This window comes from Clostridium sp. CS001, from assembly GCF_020443565.1.
Taxonomy (GTDB): Bacteria; Bacillota; Clostridia; order Clostridiales; family Clostridiaceae; genus Clostridium_AD.
Genome location: NZ_JAIZZN010000001.1, coordinates 334,479 through 347,882 on the forward strand (window position 1 = coordinate 334,479; position 13,404 = coordinate 347,882).

The 13,404-nt window shown below is 29.0% G+C and carries 19 protein-coding genes; all 19 read right to left on the reverse strand.

The annotated features are described in order from the left end of the window. Positions 1–71: 71 nt before the first annotated feature. The 19 genes from LGK97_RS01585 to LGK97_RS01675 all read right to left on the reverse strand — a co-directional run bounded on the left by LGK97_RS01585 (position 72) and on the right by LGK97_RS01675 (position 13,185). Entirely contained in the window at positions 72–461 is a 390-nt protein-coding gene (locus tag LGK97_RS01585) for an Asp23/Gls24 family envelope stress response protein (RefSeq protein ID WP_226257975.1), read from the reverse strand. A gap of 81 nt (positions 462–542) precedes the next feature. Beyond that, on the reverse strand, positions 543–1,046 hold the full coding sequence (locus tag LGK97_RS01590; RefSeq protein ID WP_226257976.1) for a SpoIIIAH-like family protein: 504 nt from the start codon (positions 1,044–1,046) through the stop codon (positions 543–545). A gap of 38 nt (positions 1,047–1,084) precedes the next feature. After that, entirely contained in the window at positions 1,085–1,735 is a 651-nt protein-coding gene (gene spoIIIAG / locus LGK97_RS01595; RefSeq protein ID WP_226257977.1) for a stage III sporulation protein AG, read from the reverse strand. A gap of 48 nt (positions 1,736–1,783) precedes the next feature. Then, positions 1,784–2,377: a stage III sporulation protein AF gene (gene spoIIIAF / locus LGK97_RS01600; RefSeq protein WP_226257978.1), complete on the reverse strand. Its 594-nt coding sequence runs from the start codon at positions 2,375–2,377 to the stop codon at positions 1,784–1,786. A 68-nt stretch (positions 2,378–2,445) separates the two neighbouring features. Next, complete coding sequence (spoIIIAE, locus tag LGK97_RS01605; RefSeq protein WP_226257979.1) at positions 2,446–3,594, reverse strand: stage III sporulation protein AE; 1,149 nt, start codon at positions 3,592–3,594, stop codon at positions 2,446–2,448. An 83-nt stretch (positions 3,595–3,677) separates the two neighbouring features. Beyond that, a complete protein-coding gene (spoIIIAD, locus tag LGK97_RS01610) occupies positions 3,678–4,061 on the reverse strand; it encodes a stage III sporulation protein AD (protein ID WP_226257980.1) in 384 nt (127 codons plus the stop codon). A 73-nt stretch (positions 4,062–4,134) separates the two neighbouring features. Continuing rightward, positions 4,135–4,332, reverse strand: a complete 198-nt coding sequence (gene spoIIIAC, locus LGK97_RS01615) for a stage III sporulation protein AC (protein ID WP_226257981.1) — start codon at positions 4,330–4,332, stop codon at positions 4,135–4,137. 14 nt (positions 4,333–4,346) lie between these two features. Continuing rightward, a complete protein-coding gene (gene spoIIIAB / locus LGK97_RS01620; RefSeq protein WP_226257982.1) occupies positions 4,347–4,865 on the reverse strand; it encodes a stage III sporulation protein SpoIIIAB in 519 nt (172 codons plus the stop codon). Further along, positions 4,858–5,787 (reverse strand): stage III sporulation protein AA, encoded by a 930-nt coding sequence (gene spoIIIAA, locus LGK97_RS01625; RefSeq protein WP_226257983.1) that lies wholly within the window; start codon positions 5,785–5,787, stop codon positions 4,858–4,860. Before spoIIIAA ends, spoIIIAB begins: the two co-directional genes overlap by 8 nt. 184 nt (positions 5,788–5,971) lie before the next feature. Beyond that, a complete protein-coding gene (gene efp / locus LGK97_RS01630; RefSeq protein WP_226257984.1) occupies positions 5,972–6,529 on the reverse strand; it encodes an elongation factor P in 558 nt (185 codons plus the stop codon). A 248-nt stretch (positions 6,530–6,777) separates the two neighbouring features. After that, positions 6,778–7,182 (reverse strand): hypothetical protein, encoded by a 405-nt coding sequence (locus LGK97_RS01635; RefSeq protein WP_226257985.1) that lies wholly within the window; start codon positions 7,180–7,182, stop codon positions 6,778–6,780. Position 7,183: 1 nt separating this feature from the next. Beyond that, a complete protein-coding gene (locus LGK97_RS01640; RefSeq protein WP_226257986.1) occupies positions 7,184–7,630 on the reverse strand; it encodes a hypothetical protein in 447 nt (148 codons plus the stop codon). Positions 7,631–7,636: 6 nt separating this feature from the next. After that, positions 7,637–8,443 (reverse strand): hypothetical protein, encoded by an 807-nt coding sequence (locus LGK97_RS01645; protein ID WP_226257987.1) that lies wholly within the window; start codon positions 8,441–8,443, stop codon positions 7,637–7,639. A gap of 3 nt (positions 8,444–8,446) precedes the next feature. After that, positions 8,447–8,884: a hypothetical protein gene (locus tag LGK97_RS01650; protein ID WP_226257988.1), complete on the reverse strand. Its 438-nt coding sequence runs from the start codon at positions 8,882–8,884 to the stop codon at positions 8,447–8,449. Further along, a complete protein-coding gene (locus LGK97_RS01655; RefSeq protein WP_226257989.1) occupies positions 8,874–9,332 on the reverse strand; it encodes a hypothetical protein in 459 nt (152 codons plus the stop codon). The genes LGK97_RS01650 and LGK97_RS01655 overlap by 11 nt, the downstream gene beginning before the upstream one ends. Further along, the gene (locus LGK97_RS01660; RefSeq protein ID WP_226257990.1) at positions 9,329–9,775 is read right to left on the reverse strand and encodes a prepilin-type N-terminal cleavage/methylation domain-containing protein; all 447 of its coding nucleotides are present in this window, start codon (positions 9,773–9,775) and stop codon (positions 9,329–9,331) included. Before LGK97_RS01660 ends, LGK97_RS01655 begins: the two co-directional genes overlap by 4 nt. Continuing rightward, a complete protein-coding gene (locus LGK97_RS01665) occupies positions 9,756–10,199 on the reverse strand; it encodes a type II secretion system protein (RefSeq protein ID WP_226257991.1) in 444 nt (147 codons plus the stop codon). The genes LGK97_RS01660 and LGK97_RS01665 overlap by 20 nt, the downstream gene beginning before the upstream one ends. A 37-nt stretch (positions 10,200–10,236) precedes the next feature. After that, positions 10,237–11,433: a type II secretion system F family protein gene (locus LGK97_RS01670; protein ID WP_226257992.1), complete on the reverse strand. Its 1,197-nt coding sequence runs from the start codon at positions 11,431–11,433 to the stop codon at positions 10,237–10,239. 84 nt (positions 11,434–11,517) lie between these two features. After that, positions 11,518–13,185: a GspE/PulE family protein gene (locus LGK97_RS01675; protein WP_226257993.1), complete on the reverse strand. Its 1,668-nt coding sequence runs from the start codon at positions 13,183–13,185 to the stop codon at positions 11,518–11,520. Positions 13,186–13,404: the final 219 nt, after the last annotated feature.

Below are 13,404 nucleotides of genomic sequence, written 5' to 3' on the forward strand. Positions count from 1 at the left end.
AAATAAATAACAAGCAAAGCACATATATATTTGACGTAGAAACACCCTCTGATTACAGAGGGTGCTTATTACTATGCTTCTATTTCCTCTACCTTTTCCGGTTTTGGTAATACAACATTTTGTACATACACATTTACAGCTGATACTGCAAGTCCGGTCATGAGTTCTACAGACCTTTTTACATTTATTTGTGCTTTTTCAGTTACTTCTGGGATCTTAACACCATATTCAACTACAACGTGTAAATCAATTACTGCACTTTCCTCTCCAACATTGACTTTTACACCTTTAGATAAATTTTTCTTTCCGCTTAATATTTGAGTTATTCCCCCAACTAGACTAGCACTCATACCAACAATTCCCTGTATCTCTGCAACAGCAAGACCTGCTATGACACTAACCACATCTTCTGATATCTTAACAATGCCCATTTCTGTTTCTTGTAAAACTTTATCTTCCATATTAGTACCCCCTTGTTTAACTTAGGTAAAACATGTTCATGCTAAACTTATTATAGCAGATAAATATTTGATTTACAAATATTATTCTTTTAAGCTAACTACAATATTTTCTAATTTTGTTTTGCTCATTACCACATTTTGAATATTACGAATTTCCTCGTTAGAAAGTTCCTTTTTATCAGTTCTAACTAGAACTTGTACCTTGTCATCCACTATACTACATAATGTTTCATCAAAGCCTTGAGCTTTAAGTGCAAGTTCGATGTCATTTTCATTTTGAGTAGCCGTTGCTATGTTTAAGTATTCCTCTGAGGCAGTTTCCTTTTGTTCTTTTGGAACATTGGCATCCTCCATTAAGACCTTGATTACTTCAAGAGTTCTGTTACTTTCTTGGTTTCTTGATAGTATTGCCTCTTCAAAATAACTTGAAGAGCCTTTCTTTTCTTTCAAAGATATTGCAGTCTTCTCACTATTGAAATCACCATCATTTACATATAATGGTCCATTCACTTTTGTTGCAAGATAACCTGCAAACACAATAAGAACTAGCAATGTTACAATTATACCAGATTGTTTTTTATTCATTATACTTCCCCCCATCTACCTTTCTAAGAAATTATATGCTAATTATTCATAGGATATACATTAACTTTATTTTCTGGCAAATTAAATAGATTAATTACTGCTTGTCTAATCCTAAGCTGCGTAACTTTTTCATTTGCTCCTTCTGCCACTACGCATACACCCGTAATAGTAGGTTTATACTTCTTTACAATTAGTGGTTCATTTGCATTCCCATTGCTTGCCATGACAACAGTTCTTCCATTGTTCTCTTGAGTAGTATTTCTTTTTCCTCCTGAGGTATCATTTTCTTCTGTTAGGCTTTTAGAATCATTGATATTAAGTGCAGGTACGCTTTCTTCACTACTTTCAAAATAAATCATAAGTTGTACCTTTCCAACTCCCATAATTCCTTCAAGTGTGTTTTTAAGCTTGTTTTCTAATTGTGATTCATAATCCTTTGATTCTACCAAATTATTCGTCTTTTCAATGTTAACTTTTTCTTTTTCTTCAAACACTGCAGAATTTGAATTAGAAGTTTTAAAAAAATTACTCGCTAAAACTATCACTACTGCCACTAAAATCATTAATACCAAGTTTCCTAGTAACTTATTAGATTTTTTACTACCATTACTCTTATTGTTTTCATCACCACCTTTTAATATTGTTTTAATATACTCAGTAATTTTACTAAGCAGATTATTATTGTTCATGAAAAACACCCTCTTTCTTATCTTATTTAACAATTAATAATCCTTGGTTTATGAGTTCAATTTATAGACAGTAATAATATCTGCAGATATTTGAAATTTACTACTTAATGTCTTCTTTATCTTTTCCCCTTGTTCTCCGTAAACAATATCACCTTTAGGGGCTGCTACACTTTTCACACTAATATCTATTTTTTTAACTTTTTTAATCCCTTTGTCTATAACTCCAATTTCAACTTTATTAATATTGAATACTCCACTTTTATTATCATAAATAACCTCTACATCTGCATTGTACTTGTTTTCCGGATAAGCCTCCTCTAAATTTATAATACATTCATCCTCTAAGTTTTTTTCGAAGTTTTTTGATGTATTCAATATGTTAATATCTTTGTATTTTTTGAGTTCCCCATCTTTGCTGTTATCATCCACATAGCTCATTGCCTTATTAGAATAAGAATAAAAGTCAAAGCTTTTATCAAAAACTTTAATTAGCGGAGTTATAATCACTACAATTAGCAGTAATCCAAGTACAAACTTTGCATATTTCTTCATGTTGTTATCTGGTAAAATCATTTCCACGGCTGATGTAAAAAACACAGCAATGGTGATGTTTACCACCCAAGCTTTTAATGTTTCTATCAAATCATCACCACCTTTTATAGACAAGTTAGAATAACCTTTAACAATATTGCAGCATCAAAAATGATAATTTAGCCCATCATTGCAGCCTTTCCAGTAGAAGCCACTATTGCAACCATTATAAAAAACATTATACTTACTGATATTACACAAGACATTAAGAGAATAATGGAATCTCCTACTGAATTTATACAATCTACCGTACGATTATCACTTATTGGTTCAATTAGTGCTGCTGCTAGCTTATATAGAAAAGCCATAATTAACAGTTTTATAATAGGTAGTAAAACTATTATTAGAATAATAACTAGTCCAAGCCCGCTAATAGCACTTTTTAAAAGAAGTGAGTATCCTGCTACGGTTGAAATTGCATCCGATAAGCATTTCCCAACCACAGGTATAAAAGTGTCTACTGCAAACTTCGCAGTTTTTATAGTAACTTGATCTATTGTTGCTGCTGCTATACTTCTTAAAGTTATTACCGCAATAAATATTGTCATTACTATTCCCTGTGTCCAAATAGCAATTTGTTTTAAAAGTTTTGTTAAATTATTTATTTTATAATCACTAGATATATTCTTAACAAATTGCAGAATTAAGCTCATAAATATTATTGGAATAATGATATCTATATAAATTCTAGAACTTACAGTAGCAAACCCCATTATTACTGGGTCCAGTAATGTCGCTTCTGTGAAGCCTCCAACACTTGCTAGCAGCATCATTAATACTGGCATAAGTGCTGCCATAAAGTCTGCCATATTAACGATAGTACTTTTTGCAAGCTCAACTCCTATATAAAAACTTTTAGTTATAAGCACTATCATTAATCCATAACATGCAAAATAAGCAATATTAGATAAGCTTTCTTGATTAAAGGCACTTTGAAGATTATTAAGTAGTGCACAAACAATAGCAATAATAATCAAACTACCAATTAATTCTGTGGATACAACTAATTCTTTAAATGCATATTTAGTAACATAATTTGATATCTTTTTAAAACTAAATCCATTTTCGCCTGTTTTCATAAATTCTTCTACAAAAGTTCGTGGCTCCATATCGTTAAATATTTCATACTTACTTTTTATATTAGTAATATACTCATATAGATTACTTATTTCTCTTTCATCAGTTTCTCCCACTTTGCCTATTTCAGTAGCTTGTACACTAATAGGCAAACATATTAAAAATAATAAAATTAGTAATATTTTTTTCATATTACACCTCTATATTAAAATTAGTAATACTTTCTTATGCTTTGTTTTTGTTCTAAAATTAATAATATTTTCACACTATACCTTTACATTATTTTTAAAATTGATTGCATTACTGCCATTAAAATAGGTATTGCTAAAACTAGTATTAATATTTTTCCTGAGAACTCTACTTTAGCTGCAAGACCACTCTCCCCAGCATCTTTACATATTTCACTACAAAAGGAAGCTAAATAAGCAATTCCAAGTATCTTGAAAACTGTATTTAAATATACAACATCAATACTGGCTTTATTTGCTAGTGTTTGTAAAAAACTCATTATTATAGTAAGCTTGTTTACCATAAATAAAAAAATCAATATTCCTGCTGCAATACTAACTTGGATGGCTATATCATCCCTTTTTCCCTTAAATATAAGTACAATAAATAATGCAATGAAAGCAAATGAAACTATTTTAATTATTTCCATATTACCCTCCTTGTTCGCCATAGTGATTGTCTTTGCACGTAGCTAACTCTCTCCAATTATTATTCTGCTTGTCCTAAAATTGAAATAAAGTTTTCACGGAAGTAAATAGTTTGCTTACTAAGTTTATCACCATCATAAGCAGTAATATTACTCCTGCTAAATTTGCAACCACGGCTATGTCATCCTTGCCACCGCTTTTTAAAATCTTATCAATAATAATAATTAAAATACCTGTTGCTCCTATTTTGAATAGCAAACTAACATCTAACACTTAGAAAACCCCCTCTATATTAATGCTATTACCAGTACTGCACCAAAAGAAAAACCTAAATATCTGTACATCTTTATATTCTTTCTCATAAATTCTTCGGATATTTTAATTTGTTTTTTCAAATTTTCTATAGTTAATGAGAACATATTATTTTGACCTTCAATATCAGACTCTCCTAAGGTTTTGGCTAAATCTAAAATAACATTTGTATCATCTAGCGTTAGGTTTAACCTACTACTTATTATGTTCATTGCACTATTCATTGCCTCATACACATTCTCATATTCATTGTCAGATAATAATTCACTAGTTTTATTGAAAAGCTCTTTTATTGGTTCTCTGCTTTTACTTGCTACGTTTTTTAAAGCATCAGGCAAAAGAGCATGTACATATGTTATTTCATTTTGAAGTTGATAAACTGCCCTTTGGACTTCATTTAGCTGCGTAACTCTATACTTTAACCTTTCGCTATATATATATCCAGCCATAGTTGAAGCAGCTAAAATTACAGTACATCCGATTACTTTAATCATAATTTGACCTCCACACATCTTTAGCCTTAGAAAAATCATAAATGCATTCAATTGTTCCGATTCCTTTTTTATTACTTAGTACTATTGCCCTAGTAAACACATAATTATCTACTATATCCTTAAAAACTAACCTTTTGTAAAGATCCTCAATACCAAAGCCGTGAATAGTTGTAATTAAACTAATTCCAGAGTTTAGTGCCATTAATATGCTTTCCATATCCTTTTGAGTACCAATTTCATCACAAACTATTACGTCTGGTGACATACTTCTAATTGCCATCATAATTCCCTGGCTCTTTGGACAATTATCTAATATATCCGAACGAATACCCACATCCATTTGTGGTATCCCTTTAAAAGAACCAGCTATTTCAGATCTCTCATCAATTATAGAAACATTCTTCCCGTAAATCTTTTTATCTTTATTGCCCTCTGATAAGCTCCTTGAAATATCTCTAAGTAGCGTTGTTTTCCCACATTTAGGCGGAGATATAATAATGGTATTGTATACCGAATTATTGTAAGTAATATAGGGCATCACTTTATCAGCACATCCAATAACTTCCTTGCATACCCTTATGTTTATGGATGAAATTTCTTTAATAGTTTTTATAGTATTATTTTCAATAACACAAATTCCACAAAGTCCAACTCTATGTCCACCTTTTATAGTTATATATCCCTGTCTAATTTCATCTTCAAAGGCATATATTGAGTAGTTGCTTATTCTCTGCATTATATACTTTATATCCTCGGCAGTGGCAATATAATCCCACATCTCTTCTCTGCTGCCGATATGAATAAATAAAGGTTTATTTATCTTTATTCTAAGCTCCTCAAGTTGCTGCACATTTTCTACCTGTTCTAATTTACTTCTAATAGTTCTAGGTAATATTTCAAATAAATCTTTTGTTACTAACATTTTTTTCACCCTTTCATATATAATTTGTATTTTACTATCTAGGAAAGTATTCCGTTTTACTAAAAACTTATTATTTATTAGAATGCGACTTAACTTAATTGAAATTCATTTTACATAATATATGTGTTAACCCTCCAAAAAAGAATAAAAAAAAGAGCCCAAAGGCTCTTTTTAAAATTTCTAATTAAACTCTTTCCATGTAATCGCCATTTCTAGTGTCTATTCTTATAGTTTCACCCTCATTAACGAACATTGGAACTTGAATTATTGCTCCTGTTTCTACAGTAGCTGGTTTTGTTACACTTGATGATGTATTGCCTCTAACACCTGGCTCAGTGCTAGTTATAACTAATTCTACAAAGTTTGGAGCTTCTACAGAGAATGCTTCATTCTTATAAAATTTTATTGTAGCAAACATATTTTCTTTTAGATACTTGATAGCATCTTCAACCTTTTCGTAATTAAGTGGTACTTGCTCATATGTTTCTTGATCCATGAAGTAGTATAGGTCGTCAGCTGCATATAAATATTGCATTTCTTTTCTTTCTATAACTACATCTTGTAATTTCGTAGTTGGGTTAAAATTCTTTTCTGTAACCCCTGGGTTAATAACGTTTCTTAACTTAGTTCTAACAAATGCAGCACCCTTACCAGGTTTTACATGTAAAAACTCTATTACTGTATAAACTTGTCCACCATCTTCAAATGTGGTTCCTTTTCTTATATCTCCTGCTGATATCATTAAGTATCCCTCCAAAATTCATTTATAATTCAATTAACCCATTTATATTATAACCTTATTAGGCAAATCGATACCGACTTAAACATAAACATTATTTAGAACAATGTTATTTTATCAAAAGTTAATGATATTTGCAAATTAAATTATATATTTTTTAAATATCTTCTGTTTTCTTATAACAATATAACTTAAAGCTACAATATCATTATTATAGCATTAATAATTATATCTCATTTTTTACAAATAAGCTATTTATTCTTCTTAAAATCAACGCTTATACTTGTAATTTTTGCATCATTATTAATGATAATGCTATTTACCCCTAAAAAGTTTCTACTTTCACTTAAATAATACAAACAGTTATTCAATAATTTTATATCGCCACTATAACTTACTTCAACATTACATTTTTCATTTTCTATTGCACTAATAGATTGTATTTGTAAATCACTATTTCCCTTTAAACATTCCAAAATATCACTATATCCATATTCTTCTAAATTATTGCATTCTTTTACAATTGTATTACTAAATACAGTATGATTTTTATGTTCTATAACCTTATTCTTTATAGAAATAAGGTTTAAAGACAAAGTCGCCATTAAAATAACTGAAATAATTAGCCCTATTTCAAACTTTCGATTATTACACATTTTACACCCCTAATATAACCTTGAAGTCAAATTTTCCTTCACTTTTAGTGTTTGGAACCAACTGTTTTATTGAATATTGATTTTCTATGCATCTTATCACATAAATATATTCCTCGTAATCTTTTACTTCAATGTCTATTTCTAAGTTATCTTTAGTTATAGTCATATTTTTGTAACTTAAGTTATTTGCCTGAAAGAAACTGCTAAGTTCTTTATGCTTCTCAATAACAATTGTATTTGGTTTAAATGCTTCTTCAATAATAATATTACTTTTTTCACTAACAACCTTTCTCTCTATATTTTGGATTTTATTTGAATTACTTAATATAAAGCTTAACAAAATAATATTTATGGTTGAAATTACTATGATACATATCTTATTTTTCTTGTTTCTTCCTTTGATCTTTTTATCTATATACCAATTAGGTATAAATGTTTTATTTGCCATATCCATCTACCCTTTTACTATAATATACTTTAACAGCTCTTCTCGCTTTAAATCATCTAATATTTGGTGTGGTAATCCTAAGTATTTAAATTCCATAATACTTAATGCTTCAGTATTTAAATCTTTTATATCTAGCTGACCAATGTTTGCATAATATATTTTTTTACATAGCTTTGCATTATCATTATATTTTTCTAAAAATTCGTTCATGATATCTGAAAAACTAAATGATGATAGCTGCGTAATATTCATAACATTATTAACCACAATCTCACCATTATGACATATTAAAAAGTACAAATTAAAACCATAGTAAAAAACAAAAACATAGTTCTTTTCGTGAATTTTATTAGAATAATAGTTTTTAAAGCAAAACTGAATTAAACTTACTCTTTTTAATTTAATATTATTATCAATGCTATTTTTTAATATGTCTAGGTTACTTCCCTTTAAACAAAAAACTAATACTTCCATATTAAATTTATCTTCTTTAATTAGCTTATATGTAAATGCAATGTGATTTATTTCCTTATAATAATAACGCAACTCATTTTTAATCATATCGTTAATTTGATGTTTTTTCACCACAGGCAAAGTCATAATTTTAATATAAACAGTTTCACCTTCCACAAGAACATATAAGTTTTTATTTTTTATATCAATTTGAAAATCTTTTATATTCTCAGTTTCTTCATAGTAAGTATTTTCATGAAAAAAGTTATTAACTTTATTTAATATTACACTTTTAGAAAACTCCATACTTGAAACTCTTTGTGTGGAAACTTCTAGAAACATATTTTTTCTAAATCTCATTTTTTACCTCCCTGCTTTATAAGTATAATCAGTTTTTACAAATATCATCTGAACCCTTTCACCAAGAACTTCTAATTTAAAATAATCATTTCTAGTTGTTCTATATTCGTCAGGTGTTTCAAAAATAAATTCATTAGTATTATTAGAGTAACTTACCATAGCTTCTCCATACTCTATAATGTTACCCTTAAAGTTGTAAAAGAATCCATTTATACCCTCTCTCTTAATTTGTTCATTATTCGTATCAATAAAACTCGAAAATAAAGTCAGTAAATACTCTTTGTTCCTTTGATAATTATCCTCTTTTAATATATATTTTTTTGCACTTATAGAATACTTGACTTCTTCCACTTGAATATCAAATATATACATCATTATAATTAAACATATTAATCCCACTAAAATTGTATAGACGAGAACAAAACCCCTTTTAGTTTGCATTTTTTATTACTAAGCACCTCTCAATTTTCTGACCATTGCACCAAACTATTTTTATATAAAGAGTCTTTTTATATCTTATAGCCACAAAATCCTCTACATCATCAATAATCATATTCTTCGGTGAATTACTTGTAGGTAAACTAAGTTCTTTTCCATACAGAATATAAATATTTTTATCGATACATTTTATATAATTTTGAGTATTCTTATTAAAATATGCTATCTTAATAACATTTCCCTCAGTTATTACTTTATTGGTGTCTTGATTCACTTCTTTTTCCATTATGGCTAAGGCCTCACTTAAATGATTGATTCCCTTGCTTTGTAATAAAGTAACTTTATAGTTTTTTAAATAGGAAATAAGCATACTATCTACTACCCCCACCATTAAAAATGCTATGGCTATAACAATCACTATTTCAATAAGCGAAACACCCTTTTTCTTCATTTATGACACCCTTTATAAAAGTTACATTGTAGTTCTAAAGAATTATTTGGTTTCCCCGAATATAATGAGAGATTTAAACTATATACTTTTAACTCGTATTTAACAAAACTTAGCTTCATGTATGGTTCTTCTATGTCCACTTGTTTTGAAAACACATCTGCTAACGCTGCATTGCTTTTGTCAAAAGTCATATTTTCTTTATTTATAAAAGTTCTATTATCCCTTTGTAACAGTTCTAGTTCTTCAAAGGTCATGGAGTATATAATATTATTTTTAAAAGTTTCCATTATTAATACGTTATCATTTATAGTTTTAATATTCCTTTTTATATTTATAGAAGATACTTCATAAGAGATCATGCAAATAAAAATTATGGAGAATACCCCCAAGCTGCACAATACTTCAACTAAAGTAAATCCTTTTTTACTTATTAGCCTTAACATATCCTGTACCCACCCTCATGGAAATCTCATGCCTTATTAAATTATTATCCACTAATACTACTGTAAACGCATCGTTGCTATAACCCTCTTTATCAATTACAACAGCTTTGTTAACTCTTCTTCCACTAACCTCATATAATGTTATCCTATTGCTAAACAATAGCTCTTTTATCTTATCTTTTCCGATTTTAGCCATTACTTTATTTTTTTCTATATCAAAAATTATAGTTACGCTACAATAGTTTTCTCTACTATACATTTTCGAGTTATTAATAAAACTCACTACAGCATCACAATAATACTCTGCATCTACTTTATTTCTTATCGTTTTGTAATACCTTAAAGAGATAAAACTACATCCGGCAATTATACTCATAATGGATATAACTAACACTACTTCAATTAATGTAAATCCTCTACGCATAAAGTTACCCTTCTTATTTATAAAAATGTGATGCACTTTATAGTTTTCCTGCAGAATCCATAACACTTAACATGGGTAGCATCACCGATAGTACAATTATTCCAATTATAATTCCTAGAAATATTATTAAAATTGGTTCTACTAATGCAGTAGCTTTTTCTACATTTTCCTGTGCATCTTCATAGAATATATCCGCAGCAGTCAAAAACATATGCTCTAAATTACCTGTTTCTTCACCTATTTTTATCATTGCTATAAAAAACTTTGGAAACAGGTTCATTGCATCTAAAGAGCTTGACAATTCTTCTCCTTTTTTTATATCTTCAAAAACTGTTTTAAGTTTTAGTTTGAAATACCTATCACCAATAACGTCATTAATTACTTCAAAAGCCTTTAAAAGCCCAACTCCACTACTTAATAATATATTAAGCCCTTTGCTAAATCTTGTATAAATAAGCCTTTTATATACCGAACTAAATACTGGGCACATAAACTTGAACTTATCAAAACTTACCTTTCCGCCTTCAGTTTTGAAATATTTTATAAGAATAAAAGTTAAAATAAAGTTGGTTATTAATATCCATAAAATATTTCCACTTAAAAAATTACTAATCCCTAAAACAATTCTAGTTATAAGTGGAATATCAGCATCTAGTGAATTCAAATTCCCAATAAATACAGGGATAACCTTAATAAACAAAAATAATGACACTATCATTATTGTTAGAAATACAGTACAGGGATAAATCATTGAATTAGTAAATTTTTTTATAAGTTTATGTTCTTTTTCATAATAAGTTGATAATTCCTCTAGAATTGTATCCAGTTTTCCACTTTCTTCACCTAAATAAATCATATTTATCATAAATTCAGGATACACATTTATAGTTCTTTTCATGCTTGAATGTAAAGAATTACCCTTTTGTACATTTTCTCTAATGCTAACAAGACTATTTTTAATGGACTTATGTAACATTTGCTCATAAAGCAAATTAAGAATGTCGCATATTGGTATTCCTGATTTTATACATATGGAAAATTGTTTACAAAATATAGATATAGTTTTAAGATTTGGCCTAGTAGAAACTTCTGGTATTTTTATTACTTGCCTACTTTTTATTAAGAATATATTGTTTTTACGTAATCGTAATGCTAATTCACAAACGCTGTCACTTTCAGCGCTTCCCTTTATTAAACTCCCACTTAGAGTTTTGGCCATATATTTATACTTCATTTTATATTTCACCTATCACTAGCTACGTTACAAGAATAACCAACTTTTATTATAGTATGTTCTTGTAAAAGCATTATTAAAATTTTAACTATAAGTAGCATTTATAAATTCTTCAATTGAGGTTACACCATTAAGAACTAAATCTTTACAGGTTTCCATAAATGAGCCTAAGCTTTTTTCACTGCAATATTTAAAAAGCTCATCACTCATTCCATTTCTTGCTATAATTGATTTATGCTTATTGTCTAACTTAAGCAACTCATATACTACAGTCCTTCCTTTATATCCAGTTCCACTGCATTTGTTACATCCTAAGGCCTTATATACTTTGCCACCCATCTTAAATTCTAAATGTTGAAATTCTCCATAATCAAGCTTATGTTCAATTTTACAATAAGAGCATAGCTTTCTTACTAGCCTTTGCGCTAATACTACAACTAATGAATCTGCAACTAGGTACGATGGAATACCCATATCTATAAGCCTAGATATGGTTGTTATAGCATCATTGGTATGTAGAGTGGATAATACTAAGTGCCCTGTTATTGATGCTCTTACGGCAATCTGTGCTGTTTCTTCGTCTCGTATTTCTCCAAGCATTATAACATCTGGATCTTGCCGAAGTATACTTCGAAGCCCACTTGAAAAAGTAAGCCCAGCTTTATTATTTACATTTACTTGATTAATTCTTGGCATATTATATTCTATTGGGTCCTCTATAGTAATAATGTTTTTACTTTTACTATTAATTTCATTCAGTAGTGCATATAGTGTTGTTGATTTGCCACTCCCTGTAGGACCTGTAACTACTATCATTCCATGTGAAAGTTTTAATATGTCCTTTAAAATCATAACTTTATCAAAGCTAAATCCTAATGAATCTAAATTAATAAATTTCTCTGATTTATATAGAACTCTTAATACTAATTTTTCTCCATAGTTTGTTGGAAGTGATGATACTCTAAAATCATAGTATGTTCCATCTATATCTTGGATTATCTTACCATCCTGTGGAATTAACTTATTTGCTATGTCTATGTTTGCCATTATTTTAATTCTTGTACATAAGGATTTGTATACCTTTCCCGGAATTTGAGTTATCTCACTTAAATTACCGTCTACTCTCATTCTTACTATAGCAAAATACTGAAAAGGTTCTAGATGTATATCACTAGCTCCTGCATTAACTGCTTGTTTTAACAGGGAATTTGCAATCCTTATCACTGGTGCATTCTCATTTGAACCATCCTTTTGTAATTCATCATTTTTTTCATTATCCTCTAGTACGTACCCCTTCTTCATCTCTTCAACTGCTACATCTACAATTTGTTTCCCATAGCAGTTTTCAATTGCCTCCATTATGCTTAGAGGTAAGGCAAAGAATACCTTGATTTTTTTATTTGTTATAAATTTTAGCTCATCAATAACCTTAATTTCAAATGGATTTATAAATGCAACATATACTTCATTATCTTCTTCATAAAAGGGTATTAGACTATACCTATTAGCAACCTCTTTGGGTATTAACTTAAATGCTTGATTCTTTTTACAGTCAGATTCTAAATCAATATAAGGTATGTTAAAGTATTTATCTAATATCTCAATAAGCTGATTGATATCCACTTTCATGCTTTGCAAGATTATCTGTTCTTCACTACAGTTTCTGCTTAGCGAAAGCTGTTTTACTTCTTTATACACTTGCTGGGTAACTAAGGATTTATCTAATAATAATTGGAGCAAACTTTTTTTCATTACAATTTACCTTTCCTTCCTCTCTATATTATAAATTACTCTCGATATCTCGCTCATTCTTAAAATTTCATTATTTAAAAAAGAAACCCCCTTGGTATATATTGAAGTATTGTATTTATATGGGCATAGATAGGTGACCTAAAGAGAACTATGCTCTTTTGTTAAATTATGGCTACGATGGATGTCCGCATTATCTCTGGTAACTTACCCTTCCATGTC

Bases quoted from the DNA above. Each gene is read 5' to 3' on its own strand.
- LGK97_RS01640 (WP_226257986.1), bottom strand. From the start codon at position 7,630: ATGGCAAATAAAACATTTATACCTAATTGGTATATAGATAAAAAGATC.
- LGK97_RS01660 (WP_226257990.1), bottom strand. From the start codon at position 9,775: ATGTTAAGGCTAATAAGTAAAAAAGGATTTACTTTAGTTGAAGTATTG.
- spoIIIAE (WP_226257979.1), bottom strand. From the start codon at position 3,594: ATGAAAAAAATATTACTAATTTTATTATTTTTAATATGTTTGCCTATT.
- spoIIIAD (WP_226257980.1), bottom strand. From the start codon at position 4,061: ATGGAAATAATTAAAATAGTTTCATTTGCTTTCATTGCATTATTTATT.
- spoIIIAB (WP_226257982.1), bottom strand. From the start codon at position 4,865: ATGATTAAAGTAATCGGATGTACTGTAATTTTAGCTGCTTCAACTATG.
- spoIIIAA (WP_226257983.1), bottom strand. From the start codon at position 5,787: ATGTTAGTAACAAAAGATTTATTTGAAATATTACCTAGAACTATTAGA.
- LGK97_RS01655 (WP_226257989.1), bottom strand. From the start codon at position 9,332: ATGAAGAAAAAGGGTGTTTCGCTTATTGAAATAGTGATTGTTATAGCC.
- spoIIIAG (WP_226257977.1), bottom strand. From the start codon at position 1,735: ATGAACAATAATAATCTGCTTAGTAAAATTACTGAGTATATTAAAACA.
- LGK97_RS01665 (WP_226257991.1), bottom strand. From the start codon at position 10,199: ATGCGTAGAGGATTTACATTAATTGAAGTAGTGTTAGTTATATCCATT.
- efp (WP_226257984.1), bottom strand. From the start codon at position 6,529: ATGATATCAGCAGGAGATATAAGAAAAGGAACCACATTTGAAGATGGT.
- LGK97_RS01645 (WP_226257987.1), bottom strand. From the start codon at position 8,443: ATGAGATTTAGAAAAAATATGTTTCTAGAAGTTTCCACACAAAGAGTT.
- LGK97_RS01635 (WP_226257985.1), bottom strand. From the start codon at position 7,182: ATGTGTAATAATCGAAAGTTTGAAATAGGGCTAATTATTTCAGTTATT.
- LGK97_RS01670 (WP_226257992.1), bottom strand. From the start codon at position 11,433: ATGAAGTATAAATATATGGCCAAAACTCTAAGTGGGAGTTTAATAAAG.
- LGK97_RS01650 (WP_226257988.1), bottom strand. From the start codon at position 8,884: ATGCAAACTAAAAGGGGTTTTGTTCTCGTCTATACAATTTTAGTGGGA.
- LGK97_RS01585 (WP_226257975.1), bottom strand. From the start codon at position 461: ATGGAAGATAAAGTTTTACAAGAAACAGAAATGGGCATTGTTAAGATA.
- LGK97_RS01590 (WP_226257976.1), bottom strand. From the start codon at position 1,046: ATGAATAAAAAACAATCTGGTATAATTGTAACATTGCTAGTTCTTATT.
- LGK97_RS01675 (WP_226257993.1), bottom strand. From the start codon at position 13,185: ATGAAAAAAAGTTTGCTCCAATTATTATTAGATAAATCCTTAGTTACC.